Here is an 18,781-nt window from a genome sequence, read left to right on the forward strand (position 1 = left end):
GGCCGGGCGGCCGGAAGCGGTACCGGGACTCACAAGCGGCGGGCGGTACCGGGACTCAGAAGAAGTACCGGGACACCGACTCCGCCACGCACGCCGGCTTCTCGGCGCCCTCGCGCTCCACCGTGACGACCGTGGTGACCTGGATGCCGCCCCCCGCCTCGGCGACCTCCTTGAGCGCGGCCGTCGCGCGCAGCCGCGAGCCCACGGGCACGGGGGAGGGGAAACGGACCTTGTTGACGCCGTAGTTGACGCCCATCCGCACGTTCTCGATGCCCAGGACCTGCGGGACGAGCACCGGCAGGAGCGAGAGCGTCAGATAGCCGTGGGCGATGGTCGTGCCGAACGGCCCCTGCGCCGCCCGCTCCGGGTCCACATGGATCCACTGATGGTCACCGGTGGCCTCGGCGAAGAGGTCGATCCGCTTCTGGTCGACCTCCAGCCAGTCGCTGTGCCCCAACTGCTCGCCTACGGCGGCGCGCAGTCCGTCCGCGGAAGTGAAGATCCTCGGCTCAGCCATGTCTGTCGATACCTGCCTCTCAAGCGCCGTCCGCGCGGTGTCCAAGCGCTTGCTCAGCATGGTTGGGGCCGACTGTCCTGTCAACGCGTGACACGTGGACCGACGTAGGCTCGGCCGGGTGCCGAAGATTCCGGAGAATGTCCAAGAACTGACCGTCGGGCAGCTGTCAGCGCGCAGCGGTGCCGCGACGTCGGCCCTGCACTTCTACGAGGCCAAGGGGCTCATCAGCAGCCGCAGGACCAGTGGCAACCAGCGCCGCTACAGCAGGGACACCCTCCGCCGGGTCGCCTTCGTGCGCGCGGCCCAGCGCGTGGGCATCCCGCTCGCCACCATCAGGGACGCCCTCGCCGAGCTTCCCGAGGGCCGTACGCCGAACCATGACGACTGGGCCCGGCTCTCCAAGGCATGGCGCTCCGAACTCGATGAGCGCATCAGACAACTCGGCCGGCTGCGGGACCATCTGACCGACTGCATCGGCTGCGGCTGTCTGTCACTCGAATCGTGCGTGCTCTCCAACCCGGACGACGCGTTCGGCGACCGGATGTCCGGTTCCCGGCTCCTGGCCGAGCGCGGGCGCGCGCCGAAGTAGTCTCCGCGCACCGCCGCGTGCGTCCCCGCGGGCCCATTCCGACATGCCGTACATCCTCGGCGGACCGGTGCGCCCCGAACCGGTCCCTACGGCGCCGTCCGTCGTCAACGGGCCCGCCGCCGACGGCGGGTCAGGCGACCGAGGCCAGCTCCCGCTGCCGTTCGCGCTTGGCCCGCTCCATGGCCTCAGATGTGAGAACGGGCCGCGGCACGACAATGCCACAGCCCATGCACACCGGTCCCGACCAGGGAGCCTGCGAAAGATCCGGCCGCCAGACGATCCCCTTCTCCGTACACACCGGGCACACTCCGCCCGGTCCCGACTCCAGCCCGGCGATCAGCCGGCGCAGCACCTCGGCGAGCGGCTCCGACGGGTGGACGGCCGGGTCGTCGCACCGCACCACCCCGTTGCCGCCCCAGGTCCTGCGGTGCCAGTCGTCGAATGTTCGCGGTCTTCTGAGCCCGTCGTGCTTCTCGCGCTTACGGCGCTTGGCGAACTTGACCTCGTAGGCGAGCCAGACGGCCCGCGCCTCTTCGAGTTCGTCGAGCGCGGCCGTCAGCCGCGCCGGATCGGGAGCTCGGTCCTCCGGCTCGATGTCGTGCCGTTCGCACAGATGGTCCCAGGTGGCTCGATGCCCGTAAGGGGCGAATCGCTCAAGGCACTTACGCAGTGAATACCGGCGCAGCGCCAGATCACATCGTGGATCGCGCACCTGTCTCGCGAGACTCCGGAATCCGGCCATCGCCTGCCACCTCCGTCGGTTGCTGTACCAGCGTCATCCAATAGACGTACGCGTGCCCCATCCGGCTCCATCGAAAATCCGATGGCAGCCATCAGGCGATTTTTCACTCCTGAGTGCTGCCGTCGGACCGGCCGGCGGACCCCGCCCACCCCTCGGACCCGGGCGCCCCGACCCCTTCCGTCGCGACATACCGACTGGTTAGTCTGCCGGTGTCGAGTGGTGGTGTCCCAAGGTGAACCGGAGAGGCAGGTCCGATGAGTTCGGTGCAGGGCGCGCGTGTGGTGGTCACAGGAGCCGGCGGCGGCATCGGTGCCGCGCTCGCCCGGGGATTCGCCGCCGGCGGCGCCCGCGTCGTCGTCAACGACCTCGACACCGCGAAGGCCGAGGCCGTCGCCGCGTCCATCGGCTCCGGCGCCGTCGCCGTACCGGGCGACGCCTCCGAGGTCGTCGGAGAGGCCCGCGACGCGCTCGGCGGCGCCGTCGACATCTACTGCGCCAACGCGGGCCTCGGCTCGCCGGGCGACGCCTTCGCCGACGAGGACGTCTGGGCTTCGGCCTGGGACGTCAATGTCATGGCGCATGTACGCGCCTCCCGGATCCTGTTGCCCGACTGGCTGGATCGCGGCGCCGGCCGGTTCGTCTCCACCGTCTCCGCCGCCGGACTGCTCACGATGATCGGCGCCGCGCCGTACAGCGTCACCAAGCACGGCGCGCTCGCCTACGCCGAATGGCTCTCGCTGACCTACCGTCACCGCGGGCTCAAGGTCCATGCCATCTGCCCGCAGGGCGTCCGTACGGACATGCTCACCTCCGCCGGGTCGGCGGGCGATCTCGTACTCGCGCCGACGGCGATCGAGCCCGAGGCCGTCGCCGACGCGCTGTTCGACGCGATGGCCGAGGACCGGTTCCTGGTGCTGCCGCACAGCGAGGTGGCCGACTACTACCGGGCCCGCTCCACCGACCCCGACCGCTGGCTGACCGGCATGAACCAGATCCAGCGGAAGTGGGAAGAGGCCGGGCGATGACGGAGCCGTACGGTGTACGGGTCCTGGCCGAGCCGTTCAGGACCACGAGTGGGAAGATCCTCAGGCGTGAACCGCGTTCACGCGAGGGGACGGCACCGAACGCGACGGTGCCGCACACCGCGGCGGCGGACACCGCCGCGAGCTGAGAGAGGCGGGTGGCGACAGTGGCCAGAACGACGGACGGGAACGGCACCCCCGTTCCCCAGCGCCTCCTGGCCGCCGCCACCCGGCTCTTCGCCGAGCAGGGGTACGGCAGTACGTCGGTCCAGGAGATCGTGGAGGCGGCCGGCGTCACCAAGGGCGCGCTCTACCACTACTTCGGCTCCAAGGAAGACCTCCTCCAGGAGGTGTACGCCCGCGTGCTCCGCCTCCAGCAGGAGCGGCTCGACGCCTTCGCGGACGCCGACGAGCCCGTAGAGCGCCGGCTGCGCGCGGCGGCGGCCGACGTGGTCGTCACCACCATCGACAATCTGGACGACGCGGCGATCTTCTTCCGCTCGATGCACCATCTGAGCCCCGAGAAGAACAAGCAGGTACGGGCCGAGCGGCGGCGCTACCACGAGAGGTTCCGCGCACTGGTCGAAGAGGGCCAGCGCAGCGGGGTGTTCACCTCCGCCACCCCCTCCGACCTGGTGGTGGACTACCACTTCGGATCGGTCCACCACCTCTCCACCTGGTACCGGCCGGACGGCCCGCTCACACCGCAGCAGGTCGCCGACCACCTCGCGGACCTGCTGCTGCGCGCGCTGCGCCCGTAGTCGCCCGGCTACAGGTACTTCTTCAGCTCACGGCGCGCCAGCGACCGTTGGTGCACCTCGTCCGGTCCGTCGGCCAGCCGCAGCGTCCGCGCGGCGGCCCACAGCTCGGCCAGCGGGAAGTCCTGGCCGACCCCGCCGGCGCCGTGCAGCTGCACCGCGCTGTCGATGATGTCGACCACCGCGCGCGGCGTAGCGATCTTGATGGCCTGGATCTCCGTGTGCGCCCCCCGGTTGCCCACCGTGTCCATCAGCCAGGCCGTCTTGAGCACCAGCAGCCGCAACTGCTCCACGCTCACCCGCGCGTCCGCGATCCAGTTCTGGACCACGCCCTGCTGGGCGATGGGCTTGCCGAAGGCCGTACGGGAGACCGCCCGCGTGCACATCAGCTCGATCGCGCGCTCGGCCATGCCGATCAGCCGCATGCAGTGATGGATCCGGCCGGGGCCGAGCCGGGCCTGGGCGATGGCGAAGCCGCCGCCCTCCTCGCCGATGAGATTGGCCGTCGGGACCCGGACGTCGGAGAAGACCACCTCGGCGTGGCCCCCGTGGTGGTGGTCCTCGTAGCCGTACACGCTCATCGCGCGCTCGACGGTCAGACCGGGGGTGTCGCGCGGGACGAGCACCATCGACTGCTGGCGCCGGGTGTCGGCGCCGTCCGGGTCGGTCTTGCCCATCACGATGAAGATCCGGCAGTCCGGGTTCATCGCCCCGGAGATGTACCACTTGCGGCCGTTGATCACATAGTCGTCGCCGTCGCGGTCGATCCGGGTGCGGATGTTCGTCGCGTCGGACGAGGCGACCTCCGGCTCGGTCATCGCGAAGGCCGAGCGGATCTCACCGGCGAGCAGCGGCTCCAGCCAGCGCTTCTTCTGCTCGTCGCTGCCGAACTGCGCCAGGACCTCCATGTTTCCGGTGTCCGGCGCCGCGCAGTTGAGCGCCGTCGGGGCCAGCTGCGGGCTGCGGCCGGTGATCTCGGCGAGCGGCGCGTACTGGAGATTGGTGAGCCCGGCGCCGTGCTCCGCGTCCGGGAGGAACAGATTCCACAGCCCCCGCTCACGGGCCTCGGCCTTCAGCTCCGCCACGATCGCCGGGGTGTCCCACGGGTCGGCGAGCTCGGCCCGCTGTGCGTGGGCGATCGCCTCGGCGGGACGGATCCGCTCGTCCATGAAGGCCAGCAGCTCGCTGCGGAGTTCCTCGGTGCGGGCGTCGAATGCGAAGTCCATGGATCCGGTCAGCCTTCCTGAAGGGTGGTGAGGCCGTGCTCGATGAAGACGGGGACGAGATCCCCGATGCGCTCGAAACCGCCGCCGACCGTCCGGCCCAGCGTGTAGCGGTAGTGGATGCCTTCGAGGATCACCGCGAGCTTGAACCAGGCGAAGGCCGTGTACCAGGCGATCGCCGTGGTGTCACGGCCGGAACCGGCGGCGTAGCGCTCGATCAGCTCGGCGGGGGCCGGATGGCCGGCCGCTCCCGCGGTGGTGCTGATGGGCGAGCCCGGGATCTCCAGCGGCGCGCTGTACATCACCAGCAGGCCGAGGTCCGTCAGCGGATCGCCGAGCGTGGACATCTCCCAGTCGAGCACGGCCTTGATGCGGTCGTCGTCACCGATCAGCACGTTGTCGAGCCGGTAGTCGCCGTGGACGACGGTGGGGGCGGGGGAGTGGGGCAGGGAGCGCCCGAGGGTCGCGTGCAGCTCGTCGACACCGGGCAGGTCGCGGGTGCGCGAGGCGTCCAACTGCTTTCCCCAGCGGCGCAGTTGGCGGTCGAGGAAACCCTCGGGGCGGCCGAAGTCGCCGAGTCCCACCGCGGCGGGGTCCACCGCGTGCAGTTCGACGAGGGTGTCGACGAGACCGAGAACCGCGGCACGGGTCCGCCCGGGGCCGAGCGGGGCGAGCTGCTCGGCCGTGCGGTACGGGGTCCCCGTCACGTACTCCATGACGTAGAACGGCGCCCCGAGCACCTCCGGGTCCTCGCACAGCAGCAGTGGTCCGGGCACCGGCACGGCCGTCGGGTGCAGCGCGCTGATCACCCGGAACTCACGCGTCATGTCGTGCGCCGTGGCCAGCACATGGCCGAGCGGGGGCCGGCGGACCACCCACTCATGGACGCCGTCGGTGACCGCGTACGTCAGGTTGGACCGGCCGCCCTCGATCAGACGGGCGCTCAGCGGTCCCTCCACCAGTCCGGGGCTGTCGCGGTCGAGACGGCCGCGCAGCTTCTCCGGGTCGAGTCCTGGCGGGGGACTGGCACTCATCGGTGGTACCTCCATGACGGCGGGGCGGCTGGGGATGTCGTCGCCGTCAATGATGCCGACCAGTCGGTATGCCGTCCAGTGCGTGGCGGGAAACCGCCGAAGGGTGTGAAGGGGGGGGCGGTGCGCCGGGTCCGTGGGTGGGCGGACCCGGCGGGCCCGCTCGCGTCAGTGGTCGTCCCAGTGCCCGTCGTGGGCGGCGTGGCGGTGGCCGTCGTGGACGTAGTCGAGATGGTCGCCGTGCGCCACGGCGGGGTGGCCGCAGCCCTCGCCGTGCCGGTGGGGGTGGTTCTCGTGGGTGACATGGGCGACTGGCTCGCACTCGTCCCAGTGCTCGGCGTGCCTGCGGTGCAGATGGCCGTCATGGGCGTAGTCGACGTGGTCGCCGTGCCGCACCTCGGTGTGGCCGCAGGTCGGTCCGTGGGTGTGCTCGTGTGTCGGGTGTTCCTGGTGGGTGGCGGTCATGATGTGCACCTTTTATTTGCTCTTGGGGTGGTCTGTCCGGGCGGACGGGACGCTACCAGCCCTGTCCGCCCCGACCGGCGGGTCCGGTTCCGCGTCCCGGAAATCGGACGACCACCCGGTCCGGGCGGTGCTCACCTGGGGCGTACGACCACCGGAACCGCGCCACCGCCCAGCCCCCACACCCGGGGCCGGTTCGGGCGGCGCGGGCGTTCACGTACCACCCGGCGGCGCGGCTCCCCGGAGGCTCGCTGGACTCGCGCCGGTGATCAGTCCGCGACGGGCCCCGGAGTTGTTGCGCCGGGTCGACGGCACCGTCCGGTACCTCTCGCTCGGGCTGCTCCTCCTCGCCGGGTCGCTCGTGCCCGCGCTGCGCGGCCACGGCACGGTGCTCGGCGGTGTGCCGAACCGCCCCTACGACGCGGCGGCCGTCGTCGCGGTCGCCCTCCGGTGCCTTCCGCTCGCCCTGTGCCGACGGTGGCCCGCCGTCTGTCTCACCCTCGGCCCGGCCGGCTTGATCGCGAATCGGTCACCCCACGGTGGACACCTGCGCGTAGCTCGCACGGGGGACACCCTTCCCACCGGGGAGTCCCGCACCGGCGGGCGCTCAGAGCACGGTCGTGCCGTACGCGGCCAGACAGAGCACACAGACCACCGTCGCGACACCCGCGCGCACCGGCAGCGCAGGCGGGCGCGCCGTGTCCAGCGCCACGATCCGCCGGTGCGCCACCCACAGCAACGCCACCCACACCAGCGCGCCCAGCGCCGCCGCCACGAGCCCCGCCCCCGTCACCTCGCCCCTGACGGCCTGTCGGCCCGCGAGCACCGCCACGACCGTGTACGTCAGCGTCGTACGCCGCCAGGCCAGCCGGGTCCGCTCCGGCTGGAGGCCGGGGTCCCGCGCGGCGCCGTGCGCGGCCGGGCTCCCCATCAGCCGGACCGGTCGGTCAAGGCCACGACCAGCATGATCACTGCGACGGCCGCGACCGACAGACCCAGCAGCGTCGGGAACGGTGTCACCGGCAGGTCCTCGCCCCGGCGCATCGCCCGCTCGCTGCGCACCCACTGGCTGATCGCCCGCAGCGCGCTGAGCGCGCCGATCGCGAAGAGGACCACGGCCAGTCCCACGCGAACGCCCCAACGCAGGTCGGGCAGGAACTGGTCCACCGCGAATCCGCCGCCGACCAGGGCGAGCGCGGTGCGGATCCAGGCGAGGAACGTGCGTTCGTTGGCGAGCGAGAAGCGGTAGTCGGGGGTCGTTCCCTCGTCGCCGATCCGCCGGGGCGCGAACCACAGACGCAGGTTCCTCACGAAGTCGATCACCCGTCGCACCTTACGGCCCGCCCACGGGGCCCCGGGGCGGGCACCTCACGCGCGGGCCGCCCTGAGCCGGTCGTACGCCGCCAGGCCGTCCGGCGTCCACAGCCACCCGCGGCCCTCGGCGCTCCGCGCCAGCCGCCGGTCCAGCTCCTCCTCCGTGAGGAAGGCGTGCCAGTCGATCTCCTCCGCCTGCGGGGAGACCGGCAGTGGGCAGCGGACCTCGTAGACGCGCGACCACCACCCCTGCCCGCCGCCCTCGGGCTCGTAGAGGAACGAGAACAGCGGCACGGGCCGTGGCAGCCCTTTGACGCCCAGCTCCTCCTCGGCCTCGCGCAGCGCCGCGTCGTCGTACGTCTCGCCCGCGCCCACGACCCCGCCCACGAACATGTCGTGGTGCGAGGGGAAGACCAGCTTGGTCGCGGTCCTGCGGTGGACGAAGACGCGGTCGTCGGCGTCGCGCGCCAGGATGAAGGCACAGCGGTGCCGCAGCCCCTTCGCGTACACCTCGCCGCGCGTGGCCCGCCGGACGACACGGTCGTGCTCGTCGACGACGTCGAGGATTTCGTCTGCGGCGCTCATGGGGACAGCCTGGCATGCCGGACGGTTGACTCGTTACCGGCCCGTACGGAGGATCGGACCACCTCAGTCGCCCCGAGAAGGTGGGAACCCATGGCGTACGACGCTGATGTGATCGTGATCGGCGCGGGACTGGCGGGGCTGGTCGCCACCGCCGAACTCGTCGACGCCGGGCGCTCGGTCATCCTGCTCGACCAGGAGCCCGAGGCCTCCATCGGCGGGCAGGCGCACTGGTCCTTCGGCGGGATGTTCCTCGTGGACTCCCCCGAACAGCGGCGGCTGCGCGTCAGGGACAGCCGCGAACTCGCCCTCCAGGACTGGCTCGGCACCGCCGGTTTCGACCGCGACGAGGACCACTGGCCGCGCAAGTGGGCCGAGGCTTACGTCGACTTCGCCGCCGGGGAGAAGCGCTCCTGGCTGCGCGAGCGGGGTGTGCGGTTCTTCCCGGTCGTCGGCTGGGCCGAGCGCGGCGGCTACGGGGCGCGCGGGCTCGGCAACTCGGTGCCGCGGTTCCACATCACCTGGGGGACCGGCCCCGGAGTCGTCGAGCCGTTCGAGCGGAAGGTCCGCGAAGGTGTCGCCAGGGGGCTGGTGACGTTCCGCTTCCGGCACCGGGTCACCGGACTCGGCGCCACGGCCGGCGCCGTCGACACCGTGACGGGTGAGGTGCTGGAGCCGAGCGACGCCGAACGCGGCACGGCCAGCAGCCGTGTCACGGCCGGCGCGTTCGAACTCAGGGCGCAGGCCGTCGTCGTGACGTCCGGCGGTATCGGCGGCAACCACGACCTCGTACGCGCGCAGTGGCCCGAACGCCTCGGCACCCCGCCCGGGAAGATGCTCTCCGGCGTCCCCGCCCATGTCGACGGCCTGATGCTCGGCATCACCGAGAGCGCCGGCGCCCGCCACATCAACCGCGACCGGATGTGGCACTACACGGAGGGCATCGAGAACTGGAACCCGATCTGGGCCCGGCACGGCATCCGGATCCTGCCCGGTCCCTCGTCGCTCTGGCTCGACGCGCGCGGCAGACGGCTCCCGGTGCCGCTGTTCCCCGGTTTCGACACCCTCGGCACGCTCGACCACATCATGCACTCGGGCCACGACCACACCTGGTTCGTCCTCAACCGGCGTGTCATCGGCAAGGAGTTCGCACTCTCGGGCTCCGAGCAGAACCCCGATCTGACGGGCAGGTCGGTCCGCGACGTGATCAACCGCGCGCGGCAGGACGTGCCGGGACCGGTGAAGGCGTTCATGGACAACGGCGCGGACTTCGTCGTGGAGAAGGATCTGGCCGCGCTCGTACGGGGGATGAACGCGCTCACCGACGAGCCGCTGATCGACGAGGCCGAACTGCGCCGGGAGATCACCGCCCGGGACCGGGAGGTCGCCAACCCGTTCACCAAGGACCTCCAGATGACGGCCGTACGGGGGGCGCGCTCGTATCTGGGCGACAAGCTGATCCGTACGGTGGCGCCGCACCGCATCCTCGACCCCAAGGCGGGTCCGCTGATCGCGGTACGGCTGCACATCCTCACCCGCAAGTCGCTCGGCGGCCTGGAGACCGACCTGTCGTCGCGCGTGCTGCGGCGGGACGGGGCACCGCTGCCGGGTGTGTACGCGGCGGGGGAGGCCGCCGGCTTCGGCGGGGGCGGCATGCACGGCTACCGCTCGCTGGAGGGGACGTTCCTGGGCGGCTGTGTCTTCTCGGGCCGGGCGGCCGGACGGGCGGCGGCGCAGGCGGTGGGCTGAGGCGGTGGGCTGAGTCGGTGGGCGTCGCGCGGGCGGCCGGACGGGGCGCGCGGGGGCGCTGAGCGGCGGGCGCCGAAGCGGCGTACGGCGCACCGGCGCACCGGCGCACCGCGCTACAGGCGCTCCACGACCCGGAAGCGCTCCGCCACCACCAGCGTCCCGTCGTGGACCGTGAACGACGGGTCGCCCAGCGCCTCCCGCATCTCCTCGCTGTGCCAGAACGCCTCGTGGCCCGCGCGCCACGCCTCGACCGACTCGTATCCCTCGCCCTCGTCGAGCGCGTGCTGGAGATCGACCTGCCCCAGCGGCAGCACCCGCACCTCCGTCAGCTCCGTGACGGCGACCGCGCGGCCCCGCGAGTCGATCAGCGCCGAGCGTTCACCGACCGGCGGCAGCTCCTCCTTCTCCGCCTCGTACTCGGCCAGGAGGCCCGTCGTCGAGACCTTCTCGCCGCGGAGCACGGCGGCGACCAGCTGATCGCGCAGCGGCCCGGGAAAGGCGAGCAGGAAGGGTGGGAGGGGTTCGCGGTGCTCCTGGGGTTTCTCCATGGGCGTCAGTCTGCCGGACTCTGACGAAACCATGACGTCATCACGGCGCCCCTGGTCTTCCGGCACCGGCGGTGTTCGAATCGGTGGGTGACCACTCCACAGGACGACCGGGAGGGCACGCCCGTCGGGCGCCGCCTGGTCCTCTCCATGCTCGGACTCGGCGCGGCGGGCGTCGTCACCGCGCCGTATCTCCAGCGCGGACTCGAAGCGTTCCTCGGCGCTGCGTCGGACCGTGACCCCACGGGACTGACCGGACTGCTGCCCAACGGCGGCGGGTTCCGTTACTACTCGGTGGCGACCTCCGTACCCCGCAAGGGCCCCGAGAACTACCGGCTGACGGTGGACGGGCTGGTCGAGCGGCCCACCACCTACACCCTTGACGCCCTGCGGAGGCTGCCGCGGACCCGCATGGTCCGCGACGTCCAGTGCGTCACCGGCTGGCGGGTGCCGGACACGCCGTTCGAGGGCGTACGGCTGTCGCGGATCCTCGACGCGGCGGGGGTACGGCCCGGCGCGAAGGCGGTCCGCTTCACCTGCTTCGACGGCACGTACACCGAGAGCCTGACCATGGAGCAGGCCCGGCGGCCCGACGTGCTGGTGGCGCTGGGGATGCGGGACAAGCCGCTGGAACACCGGCACGGCGGTCCAGTACGGCTCTACGTGGCGCCCATGTACTTCTACAAGTCGGCGAAATGGCTCTCCGGGATCTCCGTCACCTCCGACGTCCGCCCCGGTTACTGGGAGGAGCGCGGCTATGACGTCGACGCCTGGGTCGGGCGGTCCAACGGCCGCACCGACACCCCGACGGTCTGACCGGGACGGCGAACCGTCCGACGGGCGGCGGGACACGGCACCGGACACGGCGCCCCGGCCGCGGCGGCGGTTCAGCCGCGCCGAGCGGCTGGTCCACCGCTCCACGGCCGCGCTGATGCTGCTGTGCGTGGTGACGGCGGCCTGTCTGTACGTGCCGCAACTCGCCGAACTCGTCGGCCGCCGCCATCTGGTGGTCACGCTGCACCAGTGGTCGGGACTGCTGCTGCCCGCGCCGTTCCTCGTGGGTCTCGCGTCCCCGTCGTTCCGGGCGGATCTGCGCCGGCTGAACCGTTTCGCGCCGCACGACAGCCAGTGGCTGCGGGCGGTACGGCGGCGCGACTTCCGGCCGGGGGCGCGGCCTTCGGGCAAGTTCAACGCGGGTCAGAAGGTGTACGCGGGCTGGATCGCCGGAGCCGTACTGGTCATGCTCGCCACCGGCCTGATGATGTGGTTCACCCGGCTGACACCGCTGGTGTGGCGGACGAGCGCCACCTTCGTGCACGACTGGCTCTCGCTGGCCGTGGGGCTCGTGCTCGCCGGGCACATCGGGATGGCGTACGCGGACCCACAGGCGCGGCGGGGCATGCGGACCGGATCGGTCGAACGGCCGTGGGCGGAGCGGGAGCACCCACTCTGGAAGGAAGAGGAGTGACCCGCCCCGCCCGGTCCGCCCGGTCCGCAGCGCGGGCGCTGCCGCGCTAGAGGATCAGCGACAGCAGCATCACGAAGCCGAGTCCGACCACGGAGATGATCGTCTCCATCACCGACCAGGTCTTGACCGTCTGGCCGACGTCCATCCCGAAGTACTCCTTCACCAGCCAGAATCCGGCGTCGTTGACATGGCTGAAGAAGAGCGATCCGGCGCCGATCGCCAGCACCAGCAGCGCCGCGTGCGAGGTGGACATGTCCGCGGCGAGCGGCGCCGCCAGACCTGCGGCGGAGATCGTCGCGACCGTCGCCGAACCGGTCGCCAGCCGGATCGCCACCGCGATCAGCCAGCCCAGCAGCAGCGCAGGGATCGCCCAGTCCTCGGAGATGTCCAGGATCATCTGGCCCACGCCCGCGTCGATCAGGGTCTGCTTGAAACCGCCGCCCGCGGCGACGATCAGCAGCACGCCCGCGATGGGCCCGAAGGACTTCTCGACGGTCGAGGCGAGCCGGTCCTTGGTGAACCCGGCGGCGCGCCCCAGGGTGAACATGCCGACCACGACGGCGGCGAGCAGCGCGATCAGCGGGGAGCCCACGACATCGGCGACCTTCTGGACCTGGTTCTCCGGGTCGTCCACGACGATGTCGACCAGCGCCTTGACCAGCATGAGGACGACGGGCAGCAGGACGGTCGCGACGGTGGCGCCGAAGTTGGGGCGCCGTTCGGTCTCGTCGGACGGGCGCTTCTCCAGTGTCTGGAGCATCCGCTCGGGCGGCTGGATGTCCACCCAGCGCGCGGCGTAACGGGAGAACAGCGGACCCGCGATGATCACCGTCGGTACGGAGATCACCAGGCCCAGCGCGAGGGTGATGCCGAGGTCGGCGCCGATGGCGTCGATCGCGACGAGCGGGCCGGGGTGCGGCGGTATCAGCCCGTGCATGACGGAGAGGCCGGCCAGCGCCGGGATACCGATCCTCATGAGGGAGTAGTTGCCGCGCTTGGCGACCAGCAGCACCACGGGTATCAGCAGCACGATGCCGACCTCGAAGAACAGCGGCAGCCCGATCACCGAGGCGATGAGGACCATCGCCCAGGGCATCGCGCGCCCGCTCGCCCGGCTGAGGATCGTGTCGACTATCTGGTCGGCGCCGCCCGAGTCCGCGAGCAGCTTGCCGAGTATCGCGCCGAGGGCGATCAGGACGCCGACGCTCGCGACGGTGGAGCCGAGACCGGCGGAGAAGCTGGTGATCGTGTCGCCCAGGGACGCGCCGGCGAAGGCGCCGAGCGCCAGGGTGCCGATGGTCAGGGCGAGGAAGGCGTGCACCTTGAACTTGGTGATGAGCAGGACGATGACGGCAATACCGGCGAGAACGGCGATGCCCAGCTGCGTGTTGCCGGCCGAGGTGATCGGTTCCACGGCGTCCGCTGCCAGCGTCTCGACGCTGAGACTGGTCACGGGGGTTCCTTAGTTCGGGGAGTCGGGGAGAGATCCGGGGGTCGGGGACTCGGGGGGAGTCGGAGGAGTGCCTCCGGGACGGGGCCCTGCCCGTCAGGCGGGTTCGGGCCGTTGGGGACGGTCCAGGCGGCGGAGCGCGGCGACACCCCGTTCGGTGATCTCCTCGGGGGTGCCCGTCACATCGACGGCGACGCCCGCCTCGTCGTCGCCGAGCGGCTGCAACGTGGCGAACTGCGAGTCCAGCAGGCCGGTCGGCATGAAGTGCCCCTTGCGGCCCGCCATCCGGCGCTCGATCAGGGCGCGGTCACCGGTGAGATGCAGGAAGACGGCGCCGGGCGCCGCCGCCCGCAGCCGGTCGCGGTAGGCGCGCTTGAGCGCCGAACTGCTGACCACTCCGCCGAGACCGGCCCGGCCGTGCGCCCACTGCCCGATGGCGTCGAGCCAGGGCCGGCGGTCGTCGTCGTCCAGCGGGGTGCCGGCCGACATCTTGGCGATGTTCGCCGGGGGGTGGAAGTCGTCGCCCTCGGCGTACGGGACGCCCAGCGCGTTGGCCAGCAGGGGACCGACGGTGGTCTTGCCGGTGCCTGCCACGCCCATCACCACGACGACGTGGGGGGTGCTCATCTGATGCCTCGCTGTCTTCAGGGGCTCCGCTGCCTCCGCGCTACTGAAACCTATATGTACGACGTATTCAAGGTGTCGTAACCCACACGTCATATTTTTTCTTCGCCGTACCCGCCCCGTAGGCTTCCGGCATGACCACAGAAGGCCGGGGCCTGCATACCCATGTGCTCGACACCCTCGGTCTCGCGATCACGGGGGGCGAGTACCCCGAGGGCGGTGTCGTGCGCACCGACGAGGTCGCCCAGCGCTTCGACGTCTCGCGCACGGTGGTCCGCGAAGTGGTCCGCGTCCTGGAGTCGATGCACCTCGTCCAGTCGCGTCGCCGCGTCGGCGTCACGGTGCTGCCCGCCCGGGAGTGGAACGTCTACGACCCGCGGGTCATCCGCTGGCGTCTCGCGGGCAGCGACCGGCCGCGCCAGCTGCGCTCCCTGACCGTCCTGCGCTCCGCCGTCGAGCCGGTCGCCGCCGGTCTCGCCGCCGTGCACGCCACGCCCGAACAGTGCGCGGCCCTCACCGAGCAGGCGCTCGGCATGGTCGCCACCTCGCGCGGTCACCAGCTGGAGGGCTATCTCCGGCACGACATCGCCTTCCACCGGGTGGTCCTCGACGCGTCGGGCAACGAGATGTTCGCCCGGCTCGGTGATGTGGTGGCGGAGGTCCTGACGGGCCGTACGCGGCACGAGGTGATGTTCCACGACCCGGACCCGGCGGCCGTCACCCTGCACGTACAGGTCGCCGAGGCCGTACGGGAGCGGGACGCGGCCCGCGCGGAGGAACTGACCCGCGAGATCGCCGTCGGCGCCCTCCAGGAACTCGACGTCCTGGCACCCTGACCGGGGGCGCGTGCGCCCGCGACGGTGTCAGACTTGCCTCTTCAGGCTCGATGGAGAGGCAGGTCCTGGCATGTCGCAGCAGGTGCAAGGCGTCGTGGCGCCCGGCAAGAACGAGGCGGTACGGGTCGAGACGATCGTGATCCCCGATCCCGGACCCGGCGAGGCCGTGGTGAGGATCCAGGCGTGCGGTGTCTGCCACACCGATCTGCACTACAAGCAGGGCGGGATCAACGACGACTACCCCTTCCTCCTCGGACACGAGGCGTCGGGTGTGGTCGAGGAGGTCGGCGACGGAGTCACCGATGTCACCCCCGGTGATTTCGTCATCCTCAACTGGCGTGCCGTCTGCGGCAGTTGTCGGGCCTGCCTGCGGGGCAGGCCCTGGTACTGCTTCGACACCCACAACGCGAAGCGGAAGATGACCTTGACGGACGGCACCGAGCTGTCCCCCGCGCTCGGCATCGGGGCCTTCGCGGAGAAGACTCTCGTCGCCGCCGGACAGTGCACCAAGGTCGACCCGGCCGTCGCACCGGCCGTCGCCGGTCTGCTGGGCTGCGGCGTCATGGCCGGCATCGGTGCGGCGATCAACACCGGCAACGTCGGCCGGGGCGACTCGGTCGCCGTCATCGGCTGCGGCGGGGTCGGCGACGCGGCGATCGTCGGCAGCCGTCTCGCGGGCGCGGCCCGGATCATCGCCGTCGACGTCGACGACCGCAAGCTGGCCACCGCGAAGTCCATGGGCGCCACCCACACCGTCAACTCCCGCTCCGCCGACGCCGTCGAGGCGATCCGGGAGCTGACCGGAGGCTTCGGCGCCGATGTCGTCATCGAGGCGGTCGGCCGCCCGGAGACGTACGAACAGGCTTTCTACGCACGTGACCTGGCCGGCACGGTCGTCCTGGTCGGCGTCCCCACCCCCGACATGAAGCTCGAACTGCCGCTGCTCGACGTCTTCGGCCGCGGCGGCTCGCTCAAGTCGTCCTGGTACGGCGACTGTCTGCCCTCCCGCGACTTCCCCATGCTCATCGACCTGCACCAGCAGGGCCGGATCGACCTCGGGGCGTTCGTCACCGAGACCATCGGACTCGGCGACGTGGAGAAGGCGTTCGCCCGGATGCACGAGGGTGACGTCCTGCGTTCGGTGGTGACGCTCTGATGGCCGGCCGTATCGACCACCTCGTCACCTCGGGCACCTTCTCGCTCGACGGCGGCACCTGGGACGTCGACAACAACGTCTGGATCGTCGGCGACGACACCGAGGCGATCGTCATCGACGCGGCCCACGACGCCGGGGCCATCGAGCGCGCGCTGGGCGGCCGGGCCCTGCGCGCCGTCGTCTGCACCCACGCCCACAACGACCACATCGACGCGGCCCCGGCCCTCGCCGCCGCGACCGGGGCGCCGATCCTGCTCCACCCGGACGACCTCCCGCTGTGGAAGCAGACCCACCCGGACCGCCTCCCGGACGGCGAACTCACCGACGGCCAGGCCCTGTCGGTGGCCGGCACCACCCTCACGGTGCTGCACACCCCGGGCCACGCGCCCGGCGCCGTCTGTCTGTACGCCCCCGCCCTGTCCACGGTCTTCTCCGGTGACACGCTCTTCCAGGGCGGACCCGGCGCCACCGGGCGGTCCTTCTCGCACTTCCCGACGATCATCGAGTCGATCCGCGAACGGCTGCTGACACTGCCGCCGGAGACGGTGGTCCGCACCGGCCACGGCGACTCGACCCGTATCGGCGACGAGGCGCCGCAGTTGGACGAATGGATCAGGTCCGGCGGCTGAACACGACCCACGAACAGCGAAAAGCCCCTGCTCAGCAGGGGCTTTTCCGATCGAGTGTCCGAGGGGGGACTTGAACCCCCACGCCCGATAAAGGGCACTAGCACCTCAAGCTAGCGCGTCTGCCATTCCGCCACCCGGACAAGGTGTCCGCCGGGCGGCCAGAGGCCGTTCCGACGTGGAAAACCATAGCAAACATCGGGCACTGCCCGATCCCGCCCCGGTGGGAGGATGGGACGACCACCGGCAACGACAGCGGGAGTGAGCAGCGTGAGCGAGCCGAACACGGGCGGGACGGTCCGGGGCGAGGACGAGGTCGTCGACCTCTGCCGCGACCTGATCCGGATCGACACCAGCAACTACGGCGACCACTCGGGCCCCGGTGAACGGCTCGCCGCCGAGTACGTGGCCGGGAAACTGGCCGAGGTGGGACTCGAACCGAAGATCGTCGAATCGCACAAGGGCCGCGCCTCCACCGTGGCCAGGATCGCCGGCGAGGACCCCTCCAGGCCCGCGCTGCTCATCCACGGCCACACCGATGTCGTCCCCGCCAACGCGGACGACTGGACGTACGACCCGTTCGCCGGCGAGATCGCCGACGGCTGCCTCTGGGGGCGCGGCGCGGTCGACATGAAGGACATGGACGCCATGACGCTCGCCGTGGTGCGGGACCGGCTCCGCAGCGGGCGCAAGCCCCCGCGCGACATCGTCCTCGCCTTCCTGGCCGACGAGGAGGCGGGTGGTACGTACGGGGCGCGGTACCTCGTCGACAACCACCCGGATCTCTTCGAGGGCGTCACCGAGGCGATCAGCGAGGTCGGCGGCTTCTCCTTCACCGTCAACGAGAACCTGCGGCTGTATCTCGTCGAGACGGCGCAGAAGGGCATGCACTGGATGCGGCTGACCGTGGACGGTACGGCCGGCCACGGCTCGATGACCAACACCGACAACGCCATCACCGAACTCTGCGAGGCGGTGGGGCGGTTGGGCCGGCACGAGTGGCCGGTGCGGATGACCAAGACCGTGCGGTCGTTCCTCGACGAGTTGTCCGACGCGCTGGGCGTGCCGCTCGACCCGGAGGACATGGAGGGCACCCTCGCGACGCTCGGCGGCATCGCGAAGATGATCGGCGCCACCCTGCGCAACTCCGCCGCCCCCACCATGCTCGGCGCGGGCTACAAGGTGAACGTGATCCCCGGCCAGGCGACCGCCCATGTCGACGGCCGCTTCCTGCCCGGGTACGAGGAGGAGTTCCTCGCCGACATCGACCGGATCCTCGGCCCGCGGGTGCGGCGCGAGGACGTGCACGGCGACAAGGCCCTGGAGACCAGCTTCGACGGCAGGCTCGTGGACGCCATGCAGACCGCGCTCGTCGCCGAGGACCCGATCGCGCGGGCCGTCCCGTACATGCTCTCGGGCGGCACGGACGCCAAGTCCTTCGACGACCTCGGCATCCGCGGTTTCGGCTTCGCCCCGCTCAAGCTCCCGCCGGAGCTGGACTTCGCCGGGATGTTCCACGGTGTGGACGAGCGGGTGCCGCTCGATGGCCTGAAGTTCGGCACACGGGTGCTCGACCGCTTCATCGACGCGTGCTGAGGCCGGTATTCGGCAGCATGTACGCACTTGACTGAGAAGAGTGAATGCGACCATACGCTCGTAGCCCGATTACTTCCTTCTCGTTACAGGTGTGCGGTCCGAGGTCGGGACCGCGTTTGCCAACGAGGAGGAATAATGATCAAGAAGGTCGTCGCCGCTGCGGCTGCCACCGGCAGTCTCGTGCTCGCGGGTGCGGGCATGGCCGTTGCCGATTCCGGTGCCCAGGGTGCCGCTGTCGGGTCCCCCGGTGTGCTCTCGGGCAATGTCGTCCAGGTGCCCATCCACATTCCGGTGAATGTCTGCGGCAACACGGTCTCCGTGATCGGGCTGCTGAACCCCACCTTCGGCAACACCTGCGTCAACGCGTGACGTTGTACCTCAACCCGTAAGGGTCTGAGCCCGGGGGGGGGGGGGGGGGGGGGGGGGGGGGGGGGGGGGGGGGGGGGGGGGGAGGAGGAGGGGGGGGGGGGGGGGGGGGGGGGGGGGGGAGA

General features: G+C 71.2%; 23 protein-coding genes and 1 tRNA gene. 12 read left to right on the top strand and 12 right to left on the bottom strand.

Annotated features, from left to right (window positions below):
• Positions 1 to 55 precede the first annotated feature (55 nt).
• Positions 56 to 517 carry a MaoC family dehydratase gene (locus tag ACZ61E_RS08325; protein ID WP_469698675.1) on the bottom strand — a complete coding sequence of 154 codons (462 nt, stop codon included), beginning with the start codon at positions 515 to 517 and terminating at the stop codon, positions 56 to 58.
• 118 nt (positions 518 to 635) lie between these two features.
• On the opposite strand from ACZ61E_RS08325, the gene soxR reads away from it, so the two are divergent.
• Positions 636 to 1,106, top strand: coding sequence for a redox-sensitive transcriptional activator SoxR (gene soxR, locus ACZ61E_RS08330; RefSeq protein WP_469698676.1), 471 nt, complete (start codon positions 636 to 638; stop codon positions 1,104 to 1,106).
• A gap of 130 nt (positions 1,107 to 1,236) precedes the next feature.
• Here soxR and ACZ61E_RS08335 read toward each other — a convergent pair whose 3' ends face one another.
• On the bottom strand, positions 1,237 to 1,848 hold the full coding sequence (locus ACZ61E_RS08335; RefSeq protein ID WP_469698678.1) for a hypothetical protein: 612 nt from the start codon (positions 1,846 to 1,848) through the stop codon (positions 1,237 to 1,239).
• Positions 1,849 to 2,102: 254 nt separating this feature from the next.
• Here ACZ61E_RS08335 and ACZ61E_RS08340 point away from each other — a divergent pair, with 254 nt between their 5' ends.
• From ACZ61E_RS08340 to ACZ61E_RS08350, 3 genes are read left to right on the top strand one after another with little or no spacing between them, the layout of a single operon-like run.
• Positions 2,103 to 2,873, top strand: a complete 771-nt coding sequence (locus ACZ61E_RS08340; protein WP_469698680.1) for an SDR family oxidoreductase — start codon at positions 2,103 to 2,105, stop codon at positions 2,871 to 2,873.
• On the top strand, positions 2,870 to 3,019 hold the full coding sequence (locus ACZ61E_RS08345; protein ID WP_469698682.1) for a hypothetical protein: 150 nt from the start codon (positions 2,870 to 2,872) through the stop codon (positions 3,017 to 3,019). The genes ACZ61E_RS08340 and ACZ61E_RS08345 overlap by 4 nt, the downstream gene beginning before the upstream one ends.
• A gap of 18 nt (positions 3,020 to 3,037) precedes the next feature.
• A complete protein-coding gene (locus ACZ61E_RS08350) occupies positions 3,038 to 3,631 on the top strand; it encodes a TetR/AcrR family transcriptional regulator (RefSeq protein ID WP_329032471.1) in 594 nt (197 codons plus the stop codon).
• A gap of 8 nt (positions 3,632 to 3,639) precedes the next feature.
• On the opposite strand, the gene ACZ61E_RS08355 is transcribed toward ACZ61E_RS08350, so the two are convergent.
• The 6 genes from ACZ61E_RS08355 to ACZ61E_RS08380 all read right to left on the bottom strand — a co-directional run bounded on the left by ACZ61E_RS08355 (position 3,640) and on the right by ACZ61E_RS08380 (position 8,243).
• Positions 3,640 to 4,854 (bottom strand): acyl-CoA dehydrogenase family protein, encoded by a 1,215-nt coding sequence (locus tag ACZ61E_RS08355; RefSeq protein ID WP_469698683.1) that lies wholly within the window; start codon positions 4,852 to 4,854, stop codon positions 3,640 to 3,642.
• An 8-nt stretch (positions 4,855 to 4,862) separates the two neighbouring features.
• Complete coding sequence (locus ACZ61E_RS08360; RefSeq protein WP_469698685.1) at positions 4,863 to 5,885, bottom strand: phosphotransferase family protein; 1,023 nt, start codon at positions 5,883 to 5,885, stop codon at positions 4,863 to 4,865.
• A 165-nt stretch (positions 5,886 to 6,050) separates the two neighbouring features.
• A complete protein-coding gene (locus ACZ61E_RS08365) occupies positions 6,051 to 6,347 on the bottom strand; it encodes a hypothetical protein (protein ID WP_469698687.1) in 297 nt (98 codons plus the stop codon).
• A gap of 604 nt (positions 6,348 to 6,951) precedes the next feature.
• A complete protein-coding gene (locus ACZ61E_RS08370; RefSeq protein WP_469698689.1) occupies positions 6,952 to 7,275 on the bottom strand; it encodes a DUF202 domain-containing protein in 324 nt (107 codons plus the stop codon).
• Entirely contained in the window at positions 7,275 to 7,667 is a 393-nt protein-coding gene (locus tag ACZ61E_RS08375) for a YidH family protein (RefSeq protein WP_469698691.1), read from the bottom strand. The genes ACZ61E_RS08370 and ACZ61E_RS08375 overlap by 1 nt, the downstream gene beginning before the upstream one ends.
• A 45-nt stretch (positions 7,668 to 7,712) precedes the next feature.
• Positions 7,713 to 8,243 carry an NUDIX hydrolase gene (locus ACZ61E_RS08380; protein ID WP_469698693.1) on the bottom strand — a complete coding sequence of 177 codons (531 nt, stop codon included), beginning with the start codon at positions 8,241 to 8,243 and terminating at the stop codon, positions 7,713 to 7,715.
• Between the two features lie 90 nt (positions 8,244 to 8,333).
• Here ACZ61E_RS08380 and ACZ61E_RS08385 point away from each other — a divergent pair, with 90 nt between their 5' ends.
• Entirely contained in the window at positions 8,334 to 9,989 is a 1,656-nt protein-coding gene (locus ACZ61E_RS08385) for an FAD-binding dehydrogenase (RefSeq protein ID WP_469698694.1), read from the top strand.
• Between the two features lie 113 nt (positions 9,990 to 10,102).
• On the opposite strand, the gene ACZ61E_RS08390 is transcribed toward ACZ61E_RS08385, so the two are convergent.
• Entirely contained in the window at positions 10,103 to 10,537 is a 435-nt protein-coding gene (locus ACZ61E_RS08390) for an ASCH domain-containing protein (RefSeq protein ID WP_469698696.1), read from the bottom strand.
• A gap of 147 nt (positions 10,538 to 10,684) precedes the next feature.
• Between ACZ61E_RS08390 and ACZ61E_RS08395 the strand changes: the two genes are divergently transcribed.
• Together ACZ61E_RS08395 and ACZ61E_RS08400 are read left to right on the top strand one after the other, a co-directional pair.
• On the top strand, positions 10,685 to 11,350 hold the full coding sequence (locus tag ACZ61E_RS08395) for a molybdopterin-dependent oxidoreductase (protein WP_469698930.1): 666 nt from the start codon (positions 10,685 to 10,687) through the stop codon (positions 11,348 to 11,350).
• Positions 11,292 to 12,002 carry a cytochrome b/b6 domain-containing protein gene (locus ACZ61E_RS08400; protein ID WP_469698697.1) on the top strand — a complete coding sequence of 237 codons (711 nt, stop codon included), beginning with the start codon at positions 11,292 to 11,294 and terminating at the stop codon, positions 12,000 to 12,002. Before ACZ61E_RS08395 ends, ACZ61E_RS08400 begins: the two co-directional genes overlap by 59 nt.
• A gap of 46 nt (positions 12,003 to 12,048) precedes the next feature.
• On the opposite strand, the gene ACZ61E_RS08405 is transcribed toward ACZ61E_RS08400, so the two are convergent.
• Positions 12,049 to 13,455: a GntP family permease gene (locus ACZ61E_RS08405; RefSeq protein ID WP_469698699.1), complete on the bottom strand. Its 1,407-nt coding sequence runs from the start codon at positions 13,453 to 13,455 to the stop codon at positions 12,049 to 12,051.
• 93 nt (positions 13,456 to 13,548) lie between these two features.
• The gene (locus ACZ61E_RS08410) at positions 13,549 to 14,079 is read right to left on the bottom strand and encodes a gluconokinase (RefSeq protein WP_469698701.1); all 531 of its coding nucleotides are present in this window, start codon (positions 14,077 to 14,079) and stop codon (positions 13,549 to 13,551) included.
• Positions 14,080 to 14,210: 131 nt separating this feature from the next.
• Between ACZ61E_RS08410 and ACZ61E_RS08415 the strand changes: the two genes are divergently transcribed.
• From ACZ61E_RS08415 to ACZ61E_RS08425, 3 genes are all read left to right on the top strand, one after another.
• A complete protein-coding gene (locus tag ACZ61E_RS08415) occupies positions 14,211 to 14,912 on the top strand; it encodes a FadR/GntR family transcriptional regulator (RefSeq protein WP_469698703.1) in 702 nt (233 codons plus the stop codon).
• A gap of 70 nt (positions 14,913 to 14,982) precedes the next feature.
• Positions 14,983 to 16,068 carry an S-(hydroxymethyl)mycothiol dehydrogenase gene (locus tag ACZ61E_RS08420; RefSeq protein WP_469698705.1) on the top strand — a complete coding sequence of 362 codons (1,086 nt, stop codon included), beginning with the start codon at positions 14,983 to 14,985 and terminating at the stop codon, positions 16,066 to 16,068.
• Positions 16,068 to 16,697, top strand: coding sequence for an MBL fold metallo-hydrolase (locus ACZ61E_RS08425; RefSeq protein ID WP_469698707.1), 630 nt, complete (start codon positions 16,068 to 16,070; stop codon positions 16,695 to 16,697). Before ACZ61E_RS08420 ends, ACZ61E_RS08425 begins: the two co-directional genes overlap by 1 nt.
• Before the next feature lie 55 nt (positions 16,698 to 16,752).
• Here ACZ61E_RS08425 and ACZ61E_RS08430 read toward each other — a convergent pair.
• A tRNA-Leu gene (locus ACZ61E_RS08430) sits at positions 16,753 to 16,837 on the bottom strand.
• A 127-nt stretch (positions 16,838 to 16,964) separates the two neighbouring features.
• Between ACZ61E_RS08430 and ACZ61E_RS08435 the strand changes: the two genes are divergently transcribed.
• Positions 16,965 to 18,290, top strand: a complete 1,326-nt coding sequence (locus ACZ61E_RS08435; protein ID WP_469698708.1) for a M20/M25/M40 family metallo-hydrolase — start codon at positions 16,965 to 16,967, stop codon at positions 18,288 to 18,290.
• A 135-nt stretch (positions 18,291 to 18,425) separates the two neighbouring features.
• Entirely contained in the window at positions 18,426 to 18,659 is a 234-nt protein-coding gene (gene chpH / locus ACZ61E_RS08440; RefSeq protein ID WP_078078129.1) for a chaplin ChpH, read from the top strand.
• The last annotated feature ends 122 nt before the right edge of the window (positions 18,660 to 18,781 follow it).

The organism is Streptomyces sp. NPDC104581 (assembly GCF_055583685.1).

Bases quoted from the DNA above. Each gene is read 5' to 3' on its own strand.
- ACZ61E_RS08325 (WP_469698675.1), bottom strand. From the start codon at position 517: ATGGCTGAGCCGAGGATCTTCACTTCCGCGGACGGACTGCGCGCCGCC.
- ACZ61E_RS08420 (WP_469698705.1), top strand. From the start codon at position 14,983: ATGTCGCAGCAGGTGCAAGGCGTCGTGGCGCCCGGCAAGAACGAGGCG.
- ACZ61E_RS08335 (WP_469698678.1), bottom strand. From the start codon at position 1,848: ATGGCCGGATTCCGGAGTCTCGCGAGACAGGTGCGCGATCCACGATGT.
- ACZ61E_RS08345 (WP_469698682.1), top strand. From the start codon at position 2,870: ATGACGGAGCCGTACGGTGTACGGGTCCTGGCCGAGCCGTTCAGGACC.
- ACZ61E_RS08400 (WP_469698697.1), top strand. From the start codon at position 11,292: ATGACGTCGACGCCTGGGTCGGGCGGTCCAACGGCCGCACCGACACCC.
- ACZ61E_RS08380 (WP_469698693.1), bottom strand. From the start codon at position 8,243: ATGAGCGCCGCAGACGAAATCCTCGACGTCGTCGACGAGCACGACCGT.
- ACZ61E_RS08415 (WP_469698703.1), top strand. From the start codon at position 14,211: ATGACCACAGAAGGCCGGGGCCTGCATACCCATGTGCTCGACACCCTC.
- ACZ61E_RS08390 (WP_469698696.1), bottom strand. From the start codon at position 10,537: ATGGAGAAACCCCAGGAGCACCGCGAACCCCTCCCACCCTTCCTGCTC.
- ACZ61E_RS08385 (WP_469698694.1), top strand. From the start codon at position 8,334: ATGGCGTACGACGCTGATGTGATCGTGATCGGCGCGGGACTGGCGGGG.
- ACZ61E_RS08410 (WP_469698701.1), bottom strand. From the start codon at position 14,079: ATGAGCACCCCCCACGTCGTCGTGGTGATGGGCGTGGCAGGCACCGGC.
- ACZ61E_RS08340 (WP_469698680.1), top strand. From the start codon at position 2,103: ATGAGTTCGGTGCAGGGCGCGCGTGTGGTGGTCACAGGAGCCGGCGGC.
- ACZ61E_RS08370 (WP_469698689.1), bottom strand. From the start codon at position 7,275: ATGGGGAGCCCGGCCGCGCACGGCGCCGCGCGGGACCCCGGCCTCCAG.
- ACZ61E_RS08425 (WP_469698707.1), top strand. From the start codon at position 16,068: ATGGCCGGCCGTATCGACCACCTCGTCACCTCGGGCACCTTCTCGCTC.
- ACZ61E_RS08360 (WP_469698685.1), bottom strand. From the start codon at position 5,885: ATGAGTGCCAGTCCCCCGCCAGGACTCGACCCGGAGAAGCTGCGCGGC.
- ACZ61E_RS08365 (WP_469698687.1), bottom strand. From the start codon at position 6,347: ATGACCGCCACCCACCAGGAACACCCGACACACGAGCACACCCACGGA.
- ACZ61E_RS08395 (WP_469698930.1), top strand. From the start codon at position 10,685: ATGCTCGGACTCGGCGCGGCGGGCGTCGTCACCGCGCCGTATCTCCAG.
- chpH (WP_078078129.1), top strand. From the start codon at position 18,426: ATGATCAAGAAGGTCGTCGCCGCTGCGGCTGCCACCGGCAGTCTCGTG.
- ACZ61E_RS08355 (WP_469698683.1), bottom strand. From the start codon at position 4,854: ATGGACTTCGCATTCGACGCCCGCACCGAGGAACTCCGCAGCGAGCTG.